General features: G+C 34.5%; 23 protein-coding genes. 6 read left to right on the top strand and 17 right to left on the bottom strand.

Features of this window, described 5'->3' with window-relative positions; genetic code table 11:
- Window positions 1–430: 430 nt before the first annotated feature.
- From MVY38_RS02105 to MVY38_RS02115, 3 genes are read left to right on the top strand one after another with little or no spacing between them, the layout of a single operon-like run.
- Window positions 431–646: a DUF6500 family protein gene (locus MVY38_RS02105; RefSeq protein WP_297483054.1), complete on the top strand. Its 216-nt coding sequence runs from the start codon at window positions 431–433 to the stop codon at window positions 644–646.
- Entirely contained in the window at window positions 639–1,076 is a 438-nt protein-coding gene (locus tag MVY38_RS02110; RefSeq protein WP_297483055.1) for a PaaI family thioesterase, read from the top strand. The genes MVY38_RS02105 and MVY38_RS02110 overlap by 8 nt, the downstream gene beginning before the upstream one ends.
- Window positions 1,077–1,102: 26 nt before the next feature.
- Entirely contained in the window at window positions 1,103–1,789 is a 687-nt protein-coding gene (locus tag MVY38_RS02115) for an SAM-dependent methyltransferase (protein ID WP_297483057.1), read from the top strand.
- Window positions 1,790–1,817: 28 nt separating this feature from the next.
- Here MVY38_RS02115 and metE read toward each other — a convergent pair whose 3' ends face one another.
- From metE to MVY38_RS02130, 3 genes are all read right to left on the bottom strand, one after another.
- The gene (metE, locus tag MVY38_RS02120; RefSeq protein WP_297483059.1) at window positions 1,818–4,094 is read right to left on the bottom strand and encodes a 5-methyltetrahydropteroyltriglutamate--homocysteine S-methyltransferase; all 2,277 of its coding nucleotides are present in this window, start codon (window positions 4,092–4,094) and stop codon (window positions 1,818–1,820) included.
- A gap of 72 nt (window positions 4,095–4,166) precedes the next feature.
- A complete protein-coding gene (locus MVY38_RS02125; protein WP_297483061.1) occupies window positions 4,167–4,367 on the bottom strand; it encodes a hypothetical protein in 201 nt (66 codons plus the stop codon).
- 40 nt (window positions 4,368–4,407) lie between these two features.
- Complete coding sequence (locus tag MVY38_RS02130) at window positions 4,408–5,817, bottom strand: leucyl aminopeptidase (protein ID WP_297483063.1); 1,410 nt, start codon at window positions 5,815–5,817, stop codon at window positions 4,408–4,410.
- Between the two features lie 102 nt (window positions 5,818–5,919).
- Between MVY38_RS02130 and MVY38_RS02135 the strand changes: the two genes are divergently transcribed.
- Window positions 5,920–6,822, top strand: a complete 903-nt coding sequence (locus MVY38_RS02135) for a diguanylate cyclase (RefSeq protein ID WP_297483066.1) — start codon at window positions 5,920–5,922, stop codon at window positions 6,820–6,822.
- A 9-nt stretch (window positions 6,823–6,831) separates the two neighbouring features.
- Here MVY38_RS02135 and trpB read toward each other — a convergent pair whose 3' ends face one another.
- The 7 genes from trpB to folD are packed head-to-tail and all read right to left on the bottom strand — an operon-like array spanning window position 6,832 to window position 11,717.
- A complete protein-coding gene (gene trpB, locus MVY38_RS02140; protein ID WP_297483068.1) occupies window positions 6,832–8,031 on the bottom strand; it encodes a tryptophan synthase subunit beta in 1,200 nt (399 codons plus the stop codon).
- Window positions 8,031–8,576 (bottom strand): adenine phosphoribosyltransferase, encoded by a 546-nt coding sequence (locus MVY38_RS02145; RefSeq protein WP_297483071.1) that lies wholly within the window; start codon window positions 8,574–8,576, stop codon window positions 8,031–8,033. Before MVY38_RS02145 ends, trpB begins: the two co-directional genes overlap by 1 nt.
- A gap of 9 nt (window positions 8,577–8,585) precedes the next feature.
- Window positions 8,586–8,918, bottom strand: a complete 333-nt coding sequence (locus tag MVY38_RS02150; protein WP_297483074.1) for a hypothetical protein — start codon at window positions 8,916–8,918, stop codon at window positions 8,586–8,588.
- Between the two features lie 12 nt (window positions 8,919–8,930).
- Window positions 8,931–9,362: a ribose 5-phosphate isomerase B gene (rpiB, locus tag MVY38_RS02155; protein ID WP_297483079.1), complete on the bottom strand. Its 432-nt coding sequence runs from the start codon at window positions 9,360–9,362 to the stop codon at window positions 8,931–8,933.
- A gap of 13 nt (window positions 9,363–9,375) precedes the next feature.
- Window positions 9,376–10,053, bottom strand: a complete 678-nt coding sequence (locus MVY38_RS02160; protein WP_297483082.1) for a site-2 protease family protein — start codon at window positions 10,051–10,053, stop codon at window positions 9,376–9,378.
- Complete coding sequence (lepB, locus tag MVY38_RS02165) at window positions 10,040–10,849, bottom strand: signal peptidase I (protein ID WP_297483084.1); 810 nt, start codon at window positions 10,847–10,849, stop codon at window positions 10,040–10,042. Before lepB ends, MVY38_RS02160 begins: the two co-directional genes overlap by 14 nt.
- A gap of 4 nt (window positions 10,850–10,853) precedes the next feature.
- A complete protein-coding gene (gene folD, locus MVY38_RS02170) occupies window positions 10,854–11,717 on the bottom strand; it encodes a bifunctional methylenetetrahydrofolate dehydrogenase/methenyltetrahydrofolate cyclohydrolase FolD (RefSeq protein ID WP_297483087.1) in 864 nt (287 codons plus the stop codon).
- A gap of 87 nt (window positions 11,718–11,804) precedes the next feature.
- Between folD and MVY38_RS02175 the strand changes: the two genes are divergently transcribed.
- Complete coding sequence (locus tag MVY38_RS02175) at window positions 11,805–12,155, top strand: c-type cytochrome (protein ID WP_297483089.1); 351 nt, start codon at window positions 11,805–11,807, stop codon at window positions 12,153–12,155.
- Window positions 12,145–13,062 carry an aldolase/citrate lyase family protein gene (locus tag MVY38_RS02180; protein ID WP_297483091.1) on the top strand — a complete coding sequence of 306 codons (918 nt, stop codon included), beginning with the start codon at window positions 12,145–12,147 and terminating at the stop codon, window positions 13,060–13,062. The genes MVY38_RS02175 and MVY38_RS02180 overlap by 11 nt, the downstream gene beginning before the upstream one ends.
- Before the next feature lie 113 nt (window positions 13,063–13,175).
- On the opposite strand, the gene MVY38_RS02185 is transcribed toward MVY38_RS02180, so the two are convergent.
- The 7 genes from MVY38_RS02185 to MVY38_RS02215 form a co-directional block, all read right to left on the bottom strand.
- A complete protein-coding gene (locus tag MVY38_RS02185) occupies window positions 13,176–14,435 on the bottom strand; it encodes a hypothetical protein (RefSeq protein ID WP_297483093.1) in 1,260 nt (419 codons plus the stop codon).
- A gap of 74 nt (window positions 14,436–14,509) precedes the next feature.
- The gene (locus MVY38_RS02190; protein WP_297483095.1) at window positions 14,510–14,824 is read right to left on the bottom strand and encodes a hypothetical protein; all 315 of its coding nucleotides are present in this window, start codon (window positions 14,822–14,824) and stop codon (window positions 14,510–14,512) included.
- The gene (locus tag MVY38_RS02195) at window positions 14,824–15,222 is read right to left on the bottom strand and encodes a chaperone NapD (RefSeq protein ID WP_297483097.1); all 399 of its coding nucleotides are present in this window, start codon (window positions 15,220–15,222) and stop codon (window positions 14,824–14,826) included. Before MVY38_RS02195 ends, MVY38_RS02190 begins: the two co-directional genes overlap by 1 nt.
- Before the next feature lie 18 nt (window positions 15,223–15,240).
- A complete protein-coding gene (locus MVY38_RS02200; RefSeq protein WP_297483101.1) occupies window positions 15,241–15,687 on the bottom strand; it encodes a PAS domain-containing protein in 447 nt (148 codons plus the stop codon).
- A 10-nt stretch (window positions 15,688–15,697) separates the two neighbouring features.
- Entirely contained in the window at window positions 15,698–16,651 is a 954-nt protein-coding gene (locus MVY38_RS02205) for a WD40 repeat domain-containing protein (protein ID WP_297483105.1), read from the bottom strand.
- On the bottom strand, window positions 16,639–17,148 hold the full coding sequence (locus MVY38_RS02210; protein ID WP_297483108.1) for a ferredoxin-type protein NapF: 510 nt from the start codon (window positions 17,146–17,148) through the stop codon (window positions 16,639–16,641). Before MVY38_RS02210 ends, MVY38_RS02205 begins: the two co-directional genes overlap by 13 nt.
- Before the next feature lie 7 nt (window positions 17,149–17,155).
- Window positions 17,156–17,842 (bottom strand): nitrate reductase cytochrome c-type subunit, encoded by a 687-nt coding sequence (locus MVY38_RS02215; RefSeq protein ID WP_297483111.1) that lies wholly within the window; start codon window positions 17,840–17,842, stop codon window positions 17,156–17,158.

Consider the following 17,842-nt stretch of genomic DNA (forward strand, 5'->3'; position numbering starts at 1 on the left):
GAATTAAAATTAAATAAGTTATATCTACGCTCATAGCTCCCAAACCAATAGCTACTGCTTTTTTATAATTTTTTAAAGCTTCGTTCATTATAAGTAGATTTATGGGACCTAATGGAAGTGCCGATCCTAGACCCAAGATAAATTTTGCAATATATACTGATAAAATAGACATACTTATTTGAGTATTTTTTGTAATTTTAATTTCACGCTGGTATCTTAAATAATTTTGTTTATGTAAGTGGGTAAATAAAATATAAAGCTAAAATTACCAAGAAGAAGAAAATAGAAGGGTGACACTAATAATTGTTTCGTTGATTTTCATAATGCCTCCTGTATTTCGATTTGTAAGAATAGTACTGAAAAATAACTTAAACATCTATGAGTTGTTAAGTATTTGATACAATGATGAAATAAATAATAGAGGTGAATAATGCGAGAATATTTAAAAAAGAAGATTATTGAAGTATGTGATGAAAAGATAGAAGCCAAAGGCTCAAATGTGGGTTTGTCTTTTTATGCTTTTTTCGCAAATAAAAATGATAATCCGAAACTACTTATGGAAGCTGCAACTTGGTGGATAGAGACCCATGAATTTGACCATTTTGAAAAAGCTTTGAAAATTAAAAGGATAATACAAAATGGCTAAATCACTAGATATAAAAGAGCTTTTTAGGACTGTCTTAGGTGATGACTTTCATGAGTATGAACTTCCACCTCCATGTTTTACAATTATGCAGTGTGAGATTGTCGCATTTGATAAAGAAAAAGCAACACTTACTACAAAAATACCTGTTTTAAAAGAGTGGCTCAATCCATACTCTACTATGCAAGGTGGTATGATAATCGCAGCTATGGATAATGCTCTGGGTCCTTTGAGTTTGTTAGTCGCACCTAAAAATATGACGAGAAGTATAGAGTCTAAACTCATAAAAGCAATAACCATGAATGTGAAGTATATTTATGTAACTGCATCACTCTATGAAGTAAAAAAAAGAAGACTTATTTTTGATGTCGTTGTAAAAGATAAGGAAGATAATCTTTATTCAACTGCCCGGGTGACAAATTTTATTTTATAAATGTTATAAATATTTTAAGGAAAAAAATGCAACTTAAAAATGTAGTTCCATGGGGAAGAAATCTACAAGAGTACAAAGAAATGGGACTCTTTAGCGATGCAGATAGAGATAAAAAGATACTTGGATGCGGTGATGGGCCAGCGAGTGTAAACAAAGAACTCACAGAAATTGGTGTTAATATTACATCTATTGATCCAATTTATCAGTTTACTAAAGAACAAATTGAACAGCGGGTGCAAGAGAGTGCGCAAGTAGTATCTGTGCAGTTAAGAAAAAACAGAGATGATTTTGTATGGAAAAATATTTCTGATGTTGAAACACTTATACAACTGCGTTTAGAAGCTATGGATAATTTTTTACAAGATTACAAAAATGGCAAAAAGCAAGAACGATATCAATACCAAGAACTTCCAAAGTTAAATTTTAAAGACAAAGAATTTGATCTTACTTGGAGCTCTCACTTTCTGTTTTTATACAGTGAACATTTTGATGAAGAGTTTCATAAGAAGGCTATTGTGGAAATGCTTCGTGTATCAAAAGAGGTGCGAATATTTCCATTACTTGACTTAAAAAATAAAAAATCTAAACATTTAACTAGTGTTTTGAAATACTTAGAAGAAAATGATTATACTTATGAGATAGTAAAAAGTGAATATGAGTTTCAAAAGGGAGCTTTTGAAATGCTCAAAATAGTTAAAGATAGTCTCACTTAAAGTAAAACTATCTTTAGTTTATAGCAGCTTAAACAAGCTCCTCACGCACGATTTTCACTGCTTCAACCATATTCTTCAAACTCGGTTTTACCTCTTCCCATTTACGTGTTTTGAGCCCACAGTCTGGGTTTATCCAAAGCTGCTCTTTTGGAAGTACTTCTAAGAGGGAGTGAATTTGCTTGACGATTTCCTCAACCGATGGAATTCTAGGGCTGTGAATATCATAAACTCCTGGTCCTACCTCTTGTTTGTAACCGACTTTAGCAAATATCTTTAAGAGCTCATTGCCGCTTCTTGCAGTCTCGATGGAGATAACATCTGCATCCATCGCTTCAATGGTCGCTATGATGTCATTAAACTCACTGTAGCACATATGTGTATGAATCTGTGTCTCTTTTCTTGCAGAGCTTACTGAGAGTTTGAAGTCTCTTACGGCAAAATCTTCATAGGCTTGCACTTTTGCCGCTCGTAAAGGATAGCCCTCCTTAAACGCAGCTTCATCTACCTGTATCATTTTTATACCAGCGTTTTGTAAGTCATCGACTTCATCACAGATTGCAAGTGCTATCTGTTTACTGACATCTCCGCGAGCCATATCGTCGCGTACAAAAGACCAGTTTAAAATCGTGACGGGTCCAGTGAGCATTCCTTTCATGATTTTGTCTGTTTTGCTTTGTGCATAAGTAATCCAATCTACTGTCATAGGTTTTGGACGGCTAATATCACCATAGATAAATGGAGGTTTTACGCAACGGCTTCCATAACTTTGTACCCAGCCATTTTGACTGAAACCATAGCCCTGAAGTTGCTCTCCAAAGTATTCAACCATATCATTTCTTTCAGGCTCACCATGCACAAGCACTTCGATGCCGCACTTTTCTTGAAACGCAACACAATCATCGATGTAGTTCTTCATCTCCGTGATGTACGCTTCTTCTGAGATATTACCATTTTTAAACTCTCGTCTTGCATGTCTGACTTCCGGAGTCTGCGGAAAAGAGCCAATGGTAGTCGTTGCAAGCTCTTTATAGCCTAAAAGTTCTTTTTGAATTTTTATACGCTCTCCGTAAGCACCTTCGCGTTCTAGTTTTGTAATGCATTGCGTACGCTCTTGTACTTTTTTGTCATGAATAAGTGGTGAAGATTTTCTACTTGCATTTGCTGTTTGATTTGTTTCATAAAGTGCTTTTTCTTCTGCGTTTAAACTCTCTTGAGTATCAAAAAAGATCTTTGAAATAAGTGCTATTTCATCAAGTTTTTCTACAGCGTAACTAAGCCAATTTTTTATTTCGTTATTCATTTTCTCTTCGTATTGAAGCGTAAATGGTACATGTAGAAGTGAAGAGGAAGAAGAGATCAAAATATTTTCTTTTTTAACACTTTTCGCAATCTTCTCTAATAGTGAAATTGTTGCGTTTATATTATTTTTCCAGATGTTTCTTCCATCGACTACACCGGCAATAAGCACTTTATTTGAAGCTGCTATCTCAGTGAGACTCTCAAAGTTCTTTTCGCCATGTACAAAATCAAGTCCAAGCGCCCAAACAGGAGTATTTAGAAGAATTTTTGTTGCTTCGTTGGAGTGCTCAAAATATGTTAGAACAGCTATTTTAATATTAGATGATATTAGAGCTAATTTGTCGTAAGTTGGTTTAATAAGACTCAATACTTTTGGCTCTAAATCTTTTACAAATATTGGTTCATCTATTTGGACTGTTACCATGTCGTCTAGTTGTGCAATCTCAGTTAGTAGTGCTTCATATACAGGAAGAATTTTAGAGTAGAGTTCAAAGACATCTCCTCTGTCCACTCTTTTTGAGAGTGCTAAGAAAGTGATAGGACCGATGATATTTATTTTTGTTTTAACACCATGTGCTTTTGCCTCTTTATACTCAGCGACAATCTTCGCTGCGTTTAGAGTATAATTGTCTGTTAAAGAGAGTTCAGGAACAATGTAATGGTAGTTGGTATTAAACCATTTTGTCATCTCCATGGCCACCGCATTTTGATTTCCTCGTGCCATTGCAAAGTAAAGCTCTTCGCCTTGAAGATCTTGGAATCTTTTTGGAACTGCTCCAAGTGTGATAGCCATATCGAGCATATTGTCATAGAGTGAAAAATCATTTGAGCTTACATACTCAATACCTGCATCTTTTTGATAGTTCCAGTGGCGATGTTTCAGTTCACTTGCTACTTTTTCTACTTCGTTAAAATCACTTTTTTTTGCCCAGTAACTCTCTAATGCTTTTTTAAGCTCTCTTTGTTCTCCAATTCTTGGAAATCCTATTACATAATTTTTTGACATTACAATATCCTTTGTTTTTCGTCAGTTATGACGGTAAATTTGTGTTTTATTTTTTTATGATTAGTGTGTTGATTAAAGGGATATTGAAAGAGGAGGGTGGACACCACTACGACGAAATGCAAAACATACTGTATAAAATGGGCATCTCGGAATGTAGTGGTTGAGTAAAATCATAAGTTTTGATTTTAAGGTAAAAAAGAGATGACAATGACATGGTTTTGAGTTTGTCAGCAGTGCAAGTGCTGTTGCAGCAAAAAGTTCTTTTAATGCCATATCTCTCTCCTTTTAAAAATTTTTCGTAATTATATCACAATTATTTGAGTGATTTTAAAAACTGTGTCATAAAACGCACACCTGCACCTGTTGCACCGTGGACATTTACATCCCATGGGCTTTCAGTATAAGCACTTCCTGCTATGTCAAAGTGTAACCATTTCTCTTTATTTTCATCTTTTATGAAGTTGTCCAAGAAAAGTCCCGCAGTAATCGCTCCACCATAAGGTTTGTTAGAGATATTACAGATGTCTGCAATTTCACTTTTAAGCTGTTTTTTGAGGTGTTTGTTAAATGGCAGGCTCGCTGTAAGCTCTCCTGCTGCTCCTGCTGCTTTACTTAAGTTATGACGGAGTCTGTTTGAGTGTCCCATTACACCTGTTGTGTACTGACCAAGTGCTACCATACAAGCACCTGTAAGTGTTGCAAAATCAAAAAGATAGTCGGGTTCTTTTACCTTATCTTGTGCATAATCAAGCACATCAGCAAGTACCAAACGACCTTCTGCATCAGTGTTGCGTACTTCAATAGTGTCACCTTTGCGAGATACAAGCACATCATCAGGTTTGTAAGCATCACCGCCTATCATATTTTCAACTGCTCCAACAAAAGCATGAACCTCAATGTCGAGTTTAAGTTCACTTACTGCTTTTATGATGCCAAGAACAGCACATGCTCCAGCTTTGTCCATCTTCATAGTTACCATTGAAGCAGCAGGTTTGAGGCTGAGTCCGCCGCTATCGTAAGTAAGTCCTTTTCCTATAAGTGCTATTCGTTTTTTTGCATTTTGTGGTTTGTATGCAATGTGAATAAGTTTACTTTCGTGGCGTGAAGCACGACCGACTGCAAGTATTGCTCCACATTTTTCTTTTTTGAGTGCTTTTTCATCAAGAATGTTACACTCTAACTTATTGTCGCGTGCAAGTTTTTTCGCAAGTTTTGCAAGTGTTTCTGGGTGCATATCATCAGGAGCTGTATTTACTATGTCACGAGTAAAGCATGTTGCTTCAGCAATAACTATCGTCTCTTCAAAAAGAGCACCTAATTCTTTTACATCATCACAAGAGAGATAGATTTTTTTGATTTTCATCTTTTTTGGATTTGATTTATAGGTATTAAATTCATATCCTCCAAGTATTAGTCCTTCTATGATTGGGCGTAAACTTGTTTTATCGACTGCTATAGAGAGTGTTTTATACTCAAAACCTTTGATGGCTTTTGCAACTGTTGCAGCTGCTGTACGAATATTTTCGTCAGAATGCTCTTCAAGACCACAAAAGAGAAGTGATTTTCCATGCATTGGACAGAGTGTGTCTTGCTCTGCTTTAAATCCTGCTTTATCTAAAGTTCTTTTAAATTTTGCTTTTGTTAGTCTTTGGGGCGTAATCAACTTTAAAGTAAGGTTCTTTTTATCGTTAATCGACTCTTTATTGATAAGTTCTATTTTCATTATTGTTCCATTTAGTAATTTCTTTTGTGTATATTAGCAAAATATTAGAAACAATTCCTCTTTTATAAGAAGAAAAAAATATTTTATGATAGAATCAAATTTATGATGAATAAACGAATTTTAATAATAGAACTGAATCAAAAAAATTTTAATGTTTTAGAAGAACTTTTTGCAAAGGAAGGGTATAAATCACATGCTGTTATTGATGCAGAAAGTTTTAACAATCTCACTCTAAAGAGTGAAGATTTATCACTTATAATCGTTAATGCTCATGTGGAGTATGCGACAGTACAAGAGATAGTTAAACGCGCACAGATAAATACTACACTACATGTGCCTGTCATTTATATTGATAGTGCAAAAGAACATGATAGTAAAAGGCTAATTGAGGGCTTTAAAGCCGGTATAAATGATTACATCAAAAAACCTTTTAATTCTCAGGAAATTATAGCAAGAGTAAAATACCACAGTGAAGAGTTTTCCAGACTATATGAATATAAAATTCGTGTGGATAAACTTGGAAATTTAGCAACCATAGATCAGCTCTCAAAAACAACTTCGAAGATGCAAATGCAAGCTGTATTGAAACATCAAATAAATTACTGTAAACGCTATACAACAAAAGCTACTGTAATGTATTTACGCTTGCTTAGTATTGATAAGTTTATTGGAACTTTTGGTCTGCCGTCTGGGGAAAAAGTTATTTCAAAGTTTGCAAAAGAGTTAAAAGCTTCCATAAGAGATGCAGATATGATCTCCCGTTGGGGTGGGGCTGATTTTGTTATTTTATTACCAAATACAGCGGTAAAATCTGCTGAAGCTATTAGTAAAAAGTTAAAGGCGAAATTATCAAATATGACGATTATGAATGGTGCAAATCCTGAACTTGCTTTTGGTGTGAGTGAACTTCAAAATGATGATGACCCACAAGAAGTCATAGCTAGAGCACAGTATGCTCTTAGCGAAGCGAAAAAACAAACATATGGGAAAATTGCTATAGCTTAAGCTTTACTTTTAATCAAAATGTAGTAAATCTTTTGCCTGTATCATATCTTTGTCACCGCGACCAGAGAGATTGACAATGACAAGTTTGTCTTTTATATCTGGCAGTTTTTTTAAGTACGCTACAGCATGAGAACTCTCAAACGCAGGAATAATTCCCTCTTTTTGAGAGAGCCATACAAAGGCATCAAGCGCTTCTTGATCTGTGATGTTATCGTACATCACATTTTTATGGTCTTTGTGAAAAGCGTGTTCTGGTCCAATGCCTGGATAGTCAAGTCCTGCAGAGATAGAGTGTGCTTCTAAAATCTGTCCATCCTCATCTTGTAAAAGGTAAGACATTTGTCCATGAAGTACACCAGGACGCCCCTTTTCTAGCGAACAACCATGTTTATTTGTTTCAATGCCAAGTCCACCTGCTTCTATTCCTATACATTGAACATCTTTATCTTCTAAAAAGTGTTGAAACATCCCAATGGCATTACTTCCTCCACCAATACAAGCAATAATATAATCAGGAAGTTTTTGCTCTTTTTCAAGTATCTGTTGTCTCGCTTCCCAACCAATGATTGCTTGAAAATCTCTTACCATCATAGGGTAGGGGTGTGGACCTGCAACAGTTCCAATGATGTAGAAAGTATCTCTTGCATTTGTGACCCAGTGACGAATGGCATCATTCATAGCATCTTTAAGTGTTCTGCTTCCACTCTCAACGGAGTTTACTTTTGCTCCAAGAAGCTTCATTCGAAAGACATTTAACTCTTGACGCGCAACATCCTTTGCACCCATAAATATTTCACACTCTAAGCCTAAAAGTGCAGCGATAGTAGCCGTTGCTACGCCATGTTGTCCTGCCCCCGTTTCAGCTATGACTTTTTTAAAGCCAAGTCGTTTTGCCATAAGTCCCTGTGCTATAACATTGTTTACTTTATGTGCACCTGTATGGTTTAAATCTTCTCGTTTGAAGTAAACCTTTGCACCAAGTTCATTAGAGATATTTTCAGCATAAAAAAGTGGAGAAGGGCGCCCTACATAATCTTTAAGATAGTAATGCACTTCACTCCAAAAATCTTTATCAAAACGGATTTTTTCATACTCTTCTTTAAGTTCTAATAGAGCTGGCATAAGTGTTTCAGGAACATAACGACCACCAAAAATTCCGAAATGTCCATTTTCATCGGGATCAAATTTTGATTTACTAGGAATATACATTATTTAACCTCTATAACTGAGTAAACTTCTGTTTGCTCTTGTAATTTTTTCACACCATCTAAAAAAGTAAGTGCTATGATAAAGCAGCACTCTACGCACTCTGCACCTGTTTGCTTGACAAGCTTTGCCGCTGCGTTTGCGGTGCCTCCAGTTGCGATTAAATCATCTATGACTAAAACTCTTGCACCTTTTTTCTCACCAAAGGCATCAATATGCACTTCAATTTCATCAACACCATACTCTAAAGCATATTTTTCGCTAAAAGTAGTGTATGGAAGTTTTCCTTTTTTACGAATAGGGACAAATCCTAAACCAAGCATCTGTGCAAGTGCTGCTCCAAAGATAAAGCCACGAGCATCTATACCTGCAATATAATCAAGATTGTACGATCTGTAACGAGAAGCGAGATGATTCATTAGAGTTGCATAAGCCTCTTTGTTATTTAAAAGTGTAGTAATATCTTTAAAAACAATTCCCTTTTTTGGAAAATCTTTAATGTCTCTAATTGAATTTTCTATAATGTTTCTTTCATCTGCACTAAGCATTCTTATCCTTTATAAAAGAGCGTCAATGCGACCTTCTAATGCTTTTATTTTCGCATTAAGACGATCGACCTCTTGTCTATGTTTTGAGTTTCTTTGTTTGAGCACTTTTAACTCATTTCTTAGTTTTGTCAACTCGTCACTTAGTATATCAACATTTCCAAGAGCTCGTTGGAGTTGTATTTGATACTTTCGTATTAAAATTTCTGCCTCTTGTAGTGTTAATTTCATTAAATCATTGCTTCGTTGTTCTTTCTTTGTAATACTTTTAAAATAAAACATTTTTACAAAAAGATATATCGCAAGAATTGAGAGTATTGTTAATAGTGACCATTGCCAAAACATAAACAGCTTTCCTTAGTCGATTTCTATTTTAGCGACTCTGTTTATATGACGACCGCCTTCAAAAGAGCTGGCAAGCCATGCATCTACAATAGACTCTGCAACACCTTTTCCAACTATACGCTCACCATAACAGAGAATATTTGCATCATTGTGTCCTCGTGCTACCATTGCTGTATAAGCATCATGGCAAAGGGCTGCACGGATTCCGTGATGTTTATTTGCAGCCATACTCATACCAATTCCACTTCCACATATTAAAATGCCTTGACTTCCCTCATCTTCTAAAACAGCAGTAGCTACTTTATGTGCATAATCAGGGTAATCCACTCTATCTTTTGTATATGGCCCAAGGTCTGTAACATCATGTCCTTTTGCTCTTAAAAGCTCTACTGTCCAGTCTTTAAGATCCACTCCCGCGTGGTCTGTTCCTATATAAAATTTCATAATAATCGCTCCTTTAAGATAATAATAATCGTATAATAAATTGTACAGGCATAAAGAGTAAATATTCATTTAGTGGTGTCATTAAAATAATAAGCACAATGAACATTCCATATCTGTCATACTTGTAATAAAACCCTGCTATAGAGTTGATTTTGTATTTTAACGCAAGGTGCATTAAAAAATGTCCTCCATCAAATTGTGGAATAGGTAAAAGATTAAACACGCCTAAGACAACATTGATAATAAGTAATTGATACACAAGAATATATGTAAAAACATAAAACATTGAGTCTGCAGTTGTTGGTGAACTCATAACTGTTAAAGCAATCGCAGCAAAAGCACCGAGAGTAAAGTTATATACTATTCCTGCTAGATCAACCTGCATAGCAGCATTATACCCACCGCGTCTCATAACCTTAGCCATATCAATAGGTACAGGTTTTGCCCAACCAAAAAGAATACCACCTGATGTTCCTAAAAGTAAAGGTATAAAATACAGAGCCGCAGGAACAAGAATAGTTCCTACTAAATCAATATGTACCAAAGGGTTAATAGTAAGGCGACCTGCATTTTTTGCGGTATCATCTCCATACATATGTGCAACCCATCCGTGCATAATTTCATGTCCAATAATTGCAATAGCAAGTGCTAAAACCGCAGCTATTACTTTTAGTATATCAAGTAATTCCATAGTACTTTTTATCTTCTTTTATTCTCTCTTGTCTTGCTTTATTCATATAAAAAGGCTTTTCAAGTTCAGTTGGAGTTTTTCCCATTCTATCCCATCTTATTTCCCAATTTTTGTCAATAGAAAAGTAGATAAACCAAGGTGTTCCTTCTATGTTTTCATAAGGTACTGGACCCCAAAAACGGCTGTCATTTGAGTGGTCACGATTGTCACCCATCATAAAGTAGTGTTTTTTGGGAACTTTTATAGGATCAAAAAAGAAGATAGGCATAGGATTTCGTCCATCTTCTATGATTTTTGGATCATGATGAATACCAGGATGTTTCTTCATATATGGGTTTTTTACCCAGAGTTCATTATTATAAGTTTCTGTTTTATAGTTTTTATAGTGTTTTTTTATCCATGCATCACCTTCTCTAAAGTGAATATAAAGGTTTTTATTTGCCACAAAAAGTTCATCTCCAGGGAGTGCAACACAGCGTTTTACAAAGTGTTCTTTAATATTTCCTGGATATCTGAAAATAACAATATCACCGCGTTTAGGAGTATCTCCATCAACAAGTTTTAAGCTTTTTGTCCATGGAAAAAGTGGAACTTCCAAAAATGGAATGTATGGCATAGGAATACCATAAGCGAATTTTTTAGCAAAAAGATGGTCGCCTATAAGGAGAGAGTCTTTCATACTTCCACTGGGGATTCTGAAGGCTTGTGCAACAAAAAAGATGACAAAAAGAACTATGACAATAGTCCCCGTCCATGAGTTAGAAAATTTATATGCTTTATGTAAAAAATTTTTCATATATTTAAACTTCTGTTTTTTTAGTTGCGTTTAGTTTTGCAGCTTTTAGTGTGTTACTCATAAGCATGGCAATTGTCATCGGTCCTACACCACCGGGAACAGGTGTAATATATGAACATTTTTTACTTACATTTTCAAAGTCAACATCTCCGACCAGTTTTCCATTTTCGGCTCTGTTAATACCAATATCTACAATAATAGCACCATCTTTAATCATATCTTCTTTTATAAGATTAATTACACCTACACCTACTAAAACGATGTCTGCGTTTAAAGTATGCTTTTTCAAGTCATCTGTAAATATATGACAAATTTCTACTGTTGCATCTGCGTTTAGCAGTAGTGAAGCCATCGGTTTTCCTACTATATTTGAAGCTCCAACGACACAACAGTTTTTTCCTTTTACATCTATATTATATTCAGCTAACATCTCCATAACACCAAGTGGAGTACATGGCACAAAACCATCAAGGTTAGTTACTAAACGCCCCACATTGTATGGGTGAAAACCATCTACATCTTTTGCGGGATCAACAAGTTCTAAAATTTTTGTTGTATCTATATGTGAAGGAAGTGGTAGTTGTATTAAAATACCATCAATATTAGGATTTTGATTCATCATAACAATAGTATTTTCAATAGCCTCCTGAGAAATATCTTCTGGCATCTCATGTGAGACTGAATAAAACCCCATTCTATCACACGCTTTTTTCTTCATACTGACATACGCAGCACTTGCTGGGTCTTGTCCTACTAAAATAACAGCTAAACCAGGTGTCACATCAGCTTCATTTTTAAGTTCTATGACCTCTTTTACAACATTGTCTTCAATCTTTTTTGCAAGTTTTTTACCGTCAAGAATCTGCATTTAAACCTCATAAATTATTTTTTTGATATTATACTCTTTTAAAATAAATTAATACCAATTCCAATTAGAATTGGTATAAGGCTAATAATGAAATTTATATTTTTTTTACTTTCTCCACTTCTTCTTTTTGCTACAAGCGATTTTATTACTCCCATGGAGTATGCATCACAACTCTATAAAAATCCAAGAGGAATAGGGTGTCAGAAATGTCATGGAAATAATGGTGAAGGTATGTTAATAGCAAAATATGTGCATAAAAATAGAAAAAAAAGTTTTGTTGCTCCTAGAATAAATAATGTGCCATTTAAGAAATTTTACAAAATAGTTAATAGTCGCACAAAAGGAATGCCACGATATTTTTTAACAAAACAAGAAGTAGCAGCACTCTACTTTTATTTACATCCAAATGATAAGAAAAAGATGAAAAATGTTAAGTGAAATAGAAGAAGCCTATAAAAATAGAGATCTTGTAGCACTTGATGCACTTGCAAAGCCCACGATGAGAGAGCTAAACAAACGCAGTGATTATCGTTCAGTACTTATGCTCTCATGTAACAACATTAAACACCTATCAAAAATTGCATCACTTGAAGCTGATTGTATTATGTTAAACTTAGAGGATGGTGTAAGCAGAGAGGATAAACCATTTGCCCTTGTTCTTGCTGCCATATTTATAGCTAAAACACAAAAGAGCAACAAAAAGCTTGTAGTAAGAGTGAACGCACTAGAGGAGGGTGGATATGAGGAGATAACCTATCTTAATCGGTTTATGCCTGATGCTATTCGTGTTCCTAAAATTCAAAACAGACAAGAGGTCATTAGTGTTTTAGCACTACTCAATGAGGGAATAGAACTACATCTCTCCATTGAGACTGCTCAAGCATGGCATAATCTTCAAACATTGGCAGTAAATAGGCGAGTAACTGCTTTTTATTTAGGCATACTTGATCTGTTTGCAGATATGGGACTTCCTCACTCTTTAATCAATTTAGATAATCCTACCATGCACTATATGCTTTCACATTTTTTAGTTACGACAAAAGCTATGAAAGTAAAACCTATCTCTTTTGTTTTTCAAGAGTATAAAGATACAAGTACATTTGTAAAATGGCTGGAACTTGAAAAAAGAATGGGCTATGATGCAAAAGGGTGTATCTCTCCAAAACAGGTAAGTTTAGTAAATGAGATCTTTATAGATAGAGAAAAAGAGATACAAAGAGCGAAGATAATAGTAAAACTTTTTGAGATGCACAGAGATGAGGGCATTACAGGTTTTGTGGATGAAGAGTATGGTTTTATTGATGAGCCAATTTATAAAGGTGCATTAAATATTTTAAAAAGATAAAATGGAAGAAAAAAAGAGATGAAAATAGAGAACAGAAAAACTGTTCTCTAGCTATATCAGGCACTTTGTCCTGATATAAGTGAAATTTAAAATCGAAAGAAAGAAGAATAAGACTAGAATTTATAGTCTAATTGTACCCAACCTACTGTTTTGTCATTTGTATAACCTTTAGCATCACCACTCATGTAGTAAGCATATTTTACCAAACCTTTAAGGTTTTTAAAACCTGGAATTGCATTTACATATACAGCATCAAATTCAGTACCTAAATCATCTGTTGTACCTGTAGTAGCAGTAACCATATCTGTCTCTGCTTTAAAGTCATGATACACTGCAAGAACTTTACCAAAACCTTTTGCTTTATATCCAAGGCGAATATTAGCATCTTTTAAACCACCTTCTGGCTTGTTTGCAACATAGAAGACATCTGCCCAACCGTTGAATTTATGGTTAGTACCAAGAGCTGGATTAAATGTTGTTTTTCCATCTGTTCCATTTGTACCACTAAGTACTTCATAATTCACACCAGCCAAAATACCAGAAATATTTGCACCTAAATCTAAGTTATAGTAATTAGCATCAGCTTTAAGATTTTTAGCACCCAATTCCATTGTAGGATCTTTTTGAACTGCATACTCAGCACGGTAAGATAATTTAGCACCAGCTTTGATTTTACCAGTTAATGCAAGACCATAAGTATCACTATCTATTCCCTGTACACCGACAGCAAGCATATAATCATATGCAGTAACTTTTAATGCTGGCATTACAGTATAAGCTGCATGTAACAATACTGAGTTAGAGCCTGTAGTAGGATTTGCTCCAACGCCTTGAAAACCATACACATATGCAGCAAGAAGACTTAAGTTTTTCACAGAACTGTTCGCTGCATACACAGTGTCATAAGAACGCTCTACCTGTCTCCAACCAACTGTACCAATAAAACGCTGGTTGTCAAGATTTACTTGTGAACGACCAACATGCATTGCTGTCTTATCTATTGTATAATCAAGTGAAGCTTCTGAAAGCATAGCAAAATTTGGATCTTTAATCACATCATAGTCAGTATGGCTATTTGCTGTACTATTATAATTAGTATATCCAAAGTTATTTACACTTTGAAGACCGATTGTAGCTGTTAAGTTTTCAACACCTAATAGACCAGCTGATACAACTAAATGAGTACGAGCAGTAAATGCATTTCCCGCATCTTTACCATTATCTTTTACATCAGCAGTCTCAAATCTTGGACGAATCTCACCTTTTACTTTCACATTATTTAAAATATTGATGCCATCATTCGCACTAGCGCTTACAGATAGACCACCAACCATTAATGGCACTGCTGCCATAGATAATAACATTTTTTTCATATTTATCCTTTTTTTATTAAATCAACTAAATTATATCTTAATATAAAAATATAATTATTGATTTATATCAATTTTTATGCTTGCTCTTTGGGTTCAACTATCGGAGTAATAGGTTCACCACGCTCTTCTTCTATTTTTTCTCGATGCTCTGCCATTTTTACTCTAAGTTCATCAATAACCACTTGAGGAACATCTTCATCTTTAAGCCATTTGACTTCATCAATGTGTCCACCATATTCAGCACCCATCGCTTCTATTTTCTTTTCGTACTCATCCAAATCAAAACAAGATTCTACACGAATATCATCTTCATCAATGGCATCTTCAATTTCAATATACCATTTTCCAGTATCATCTAATTTTATTGTAGAAGTAAAAACAACAGCCATTATTTCACCCCTGTAGAGTTACTTAAATCTTTTGCAAATTCTTGAAGTTCAGCATCTCGTTTTTTAAGATCTCCATGATAAACAACACTCTCTACATCTACATTTTCAGCATTTAAAACAGTTGGAACAGCATCTGATTCGTTAATGACTTTTATGTTTGCATCAAGTTCATCTTCAGAGTATGCCATTTGCATATCTGCTGTAATGACATGAGGAATAGCTTCAATGATTTTAAGTTTTCCAATCTCTTCACTAACATCTTCACCTTCAATAGTGATAATAATGCGTCCCTTTTCATCATGCATATGATAATCACATGCCTCACAGTTTTTCAAACTCTCTACAACTTCATCTAAAAATTTCGGTACCGTTTGTACCACTATACTTGATATATTCATAAAATATTCTCCTTAATTTTATTCGTAAATAACTTTTCTAATTTTCTCGCCATTTTCTGCACGCATTTTATCATATAATCTTTGGTATTTTAGTTTTGTTTCATAAGATATTGGTGTTCTAAGGGATTTATACTCAACCAATTCTCCTTTTTTATATACACCAGAGACTATTGCCTCCACCCAGTAAAAACCTTTGTCCTTACGGAGATTTTTTACTATGCCTATCCACTGTTTTTTAGCTTTTATAGTCTCCCATAAATCTTTAAACGCAGCACTTGGCATATCGGGATGTCTTACAATATTATGTGATTTTCCAAGGAGCTCATCTTCATGATAGCCACTGATGTCACAAAAAGTCTCATTTGCATAAGTAATCTTACCACTTAGGTCTGTTCTTGAGATGATGAGTTCATCCTCTGGCACCTCGGTTTCAACTAAAAATTCACTCTCATTATATTCAATCATTTTTACTCCTCTATTTTACTTTGTAGTAACCAACATCAGCTGAATTACTATGCACAAAAAACTCTTTTTCATTTATAAAGTATATACCGTTGACTACTGCTTTTGTTGCTTTATATTTTCCTAAAGATTCTCTGTCTCTAGTATTAAATAGTTCTATATCATTGTGAATATCACAGCTATACGCTGCTATTTTACCACTTGGACTTAGACCTACGCCATAAATGAAAAACTTTGAAGTTTTATAGTATGCACTTGAAGTTTTAAGATTAAAAACTGCTGCACGCCTATCTTGTCCACCTGTGAGTACAATACTGTTTTTAAAATCAACATCAAAGAGGTTGTCAACATTTTGTCCACTTAATGTTTTAAGAATTTTTCCATTCTTTACATTTATAATATGAACATTGCCACTTTCATCGCCAACTGCGACTTTAGTGTGTTGATTATTTAAAGCAAAACTTGAGAATTTTGACATAGAAGCCTGTGTATCCCAGTTCATTTTTTTTGTTTGTATATTATAAGAGATAATATCATTACTGATAAGCGCTAGTAAAATATTGTTTTTGTCAATAAATTTTGCTTGTATAATATTGAGTTTGTCTTTTTGTGAAATTATTTGTTTTAGTTTTTTGTTCTGATAAAAAGAGATTCTGCTGTATCCACCATTATCTTGAGAAAGGATTAACAAAGTGTTATTTAACATATCAATGTCAAATATTTTAGAGTCAATTTCATCGCCCATAAAATCTTTGATTTTAGAGAGTTCTATAAAAGAGGTCTCTTTTTTTGTTTTTGTACTAAAAACATCTACTTTCCCAATATCTGTTGCAATATATAAATTGCCTTTATTATAAAGTACATCTGTTGCCAAACCTTTTGGAACTTTATATATATGCAGAGGCTCTATAAGCTTTTGTGCAAAAAGCGTTGAAAAGAGAAGAAAAAAAACTACTATGTATCGCATGAACTCACCTTTTTAATATCTATGGCATCTGCAGGACATCTGCTTATGCAAAATCCGCAACTTGTACATTTTTCATTAATTTCAGGCATAAACATTGCCTTAAAATCAATAGCATCTTCATAACAGGGGTCTTTACATGAAAAACACATAACTCCCTGCCAACTGTAACATTTATCTTTGTTTATCACAATATCTGCTTCTATTAAACGCTTGTTTTGCACAAGCAATACCTCACTCGGACAAGCAATAGCACATGCATCACAATAGGTACATCCACGCTGAGAAAAATCTAAATAAGGTGTTTTGTCTTCACCTATTTTTATTATCTGTTCTTGACATAAAGAGACACATTGTCCTTCACAATTTTGACACTCTGTGGCAAAAGCATTAATATCATTATAATATGGAGGTCTTAAAACCACAACTTCTTCTTTTTTCTCTCTTCCTGCCTCTTTAACAGAGGAAGAAAGAAAGCCAAACAGCTCTCTTCTCTTCATTTTTTAACTACTCAGATTTTTGAGTATTAATATCTTTCATCCATTTAGACTGATTCCAAGATGATTTATCTGCACCATTTGGAGAAGTGTAAACTGGTTTAAAATGATTTTGATCCACTAAAGTGTTTGTTGCTTGTGGAGCATGACATTGTGTACAGTTAAATCTACCTGGATACAATTTATTTTCTTTGTGGTTTACTTTAATAGAAACATTTGCCTGCGTTTCAGATGAACCATTCTTAATCACACGACCATTTTTTAAAATTTCAGTACCTTCAATTTCAGTTTTTGGTCTAAAGTTTGTAAAGTGTGAAATTGGAATTGGTGTTGCACCCATAGCCGCTGCAACATCTGGCATATGACATCCAAGACATGCATTGTTGTTTTTTGTAATTGGCAATAATCCCTCTACGCTGTGTGGGATCATTGGTGGAGCATCTTGATATGCACGCTTAATTTTTTTTGCCGCTCCTGGAGGTGCTGAATGATAAGCAACCGCAGGTGGAACAGCATCGTCATTTAAAAGATCAACATCTTTAATGTATCCCATTCCCATAGCATTCGTTTTTGCTGTTGGTTTTACTACTACACTTTTTTTAGCTTTTGCTTGTGTTTGTGTATTCATACTACTACAGCCCACCAACAACAGACTCGCTGTTGCTAAACCTATTGTAATTTTTGTTAAAATTTTCAT

It is taken from the genome of Sulfurimonas sp. (assembly GCF_027056685.1).
Lineage (GTDB): Bacteria > Campylobacterota > Campylobacteria > Campylobacterales > Sulfurimonadaceae > Sulfurimonas.

Bases quoted from the DNA above. Each gene is read 5' to 3' on its own strand.
- MVY38_RS02110 (WP_297483055.1), top strand. From the start codon at position 639: ATGGCTAAATCACTAGATATAAAAGAGCTTTTTAGGACTGTCTTAGGT.
- MVY38_RS02125 (WP_297483061.1), bottom strand. From the start codon at position 4,367: ATGGCATTAAAAGAACTTTTTGCTGCAACAGCACTTGCACTGCTGACA.
- MVY38_RS02195 (WP_297483097.1), bottom strand. From the start codon at position 15,222: ATGAATATATCAAGTATAGTGGTACAAACGGTACCGAAATTTTTAGAT.
- MVY38_RS02190 (WP_297483095.1), bottom strand. From the start codon at position 14,824: ATGGCTGTTGTTTTTACTTCTACAATAAAATTAGATGATACTGGAAAA.
- MVY38_RS02200 (WP_297483101.1), bottom strand. From the start codon at position 15,687: ATGATTGAATATAATGAGAGTGAATTTTTAGTTGAAACCGAGGTGCCA.
- MVY38_RS02210 (WP_297483108.1), bottom strand. From the start codon at position 17,148: ATGAAGAGAAGAGAGCTGTTTGGCTTTCTTTCTTCCTCTGTTAAAGAG.
- MVY38_RS02160 (WP_297483082.1), bottom strand. From the start codon at position 10,053: ATGGAATTACTTGATATACTAAAAGTAATAGCTGCGGTTTTAGCACTT.
- MVY38_RS02215 (WP_297483111.1), bottom strand. From the start codon at position 17,842: ATGAAAATTTTAACAAAAATTACAATAGGTTTAGCAACAGCGAGTCTG.
- MVY38_RS02150 (WP_297483074.1), bottom strand. From the start codon at position 8,918: ATGTTTTGGCAATGGTCACTATTAACAATACTCTCAATTCTTGCGATA.
- rpiB (WP_297483079.1), bottom strand. From the start codon at position 9,362: ATGAAATTTTATATAGGAACAGACCACGCGGGAGTGGATCTTAAAGAC.
- MVY38_RS02130 (WP_297483063.1), bottom strand. From the start codon at position 5,817: ATGAAAATAGAACTTATCAATAAAGAGTCGATTAACGATAAAAAGAAC.
- MVY38_RS02180 (WP_297483091.1), top strand. From the start codon at position 12,145: ATGTTAAGTGAAATAGAAGAAGCCTATAAAAATAGAGATCTTGTAGCA.
- folD (WP_297483087.1), bottom strand. From the start codon at position 11,717: ATGCAGATTCTTGACGGTAAAAAACTTGCAAAAAAGATTGAAGACAAT.
- MVY38_RS02185 (WP_297483093.1), bottom strand. From the start codon at position 14,435: ATGAAAAAAATGTTATTATCTATGGCAGCAGTGCCATTAATGGTTGGT.
- MVY38_RS02145 (WP_297483071.1), bottom strand. From the start codon at position 8,576: ATGCTTAGTGCAGATGAAAGAAACATTATAGAAAATTCAATTAGAGAC.
- MVY38_RS02135 (WP_297483066.1), top strand. From the start codon at position 5,920: ATGATGAATAAACGAATTTTAATAATAGAACTGAATCAAAAAAATTTT.
- lepB (WP_297483084.1), bottom strand. From the start codon at position 10,849: ATGAAAAATTTTTTACATAAAGCATATAAATTTTCTAACTCATGGACG.
- MVY38_RS02205 (WP_297483105.1), bottom strand. From the start codon at position 16,651: ATGCGATACATAGTAGTTTTTTTTCTTCTCTTTTCAACGCTTTTTGCA.
- metE (WP_297483059.1), bottom strand. From the start codon at position 4,094: ATGTCAAAAAATTATGTAATAGGATTTCCAAGAATTGGAGAACAAAGA.
- trpB (WP_297483068.1), bottom strand. From the start codon at position 8,031: ATGTATATTCCTAGTAAATCAAAATTTGATCCCGATGAAAATGGACAT.
- MVY38_RS02105 (WP_297483054.1), top strand. From the start codon at position 431: ATGCGAGAATATTTAAAAAAGAAGATTATTGAAGTATGTGATGAAAAG.
- MVY38_RS02175 (WP_297483089.1), top strand. From the start codon at position 11,805: ATGAAATTTATATTTTTTTTACTTTCTCCACTTCTTCTTTTTGCTACA.
- MVY38_RS02115 (WP_297483057.1), top strand. From the start codon at position 1,103: ATGCAACTTAAAAATGTAGTTCCATGGGGAAGAAATCTACAAGAGTAC.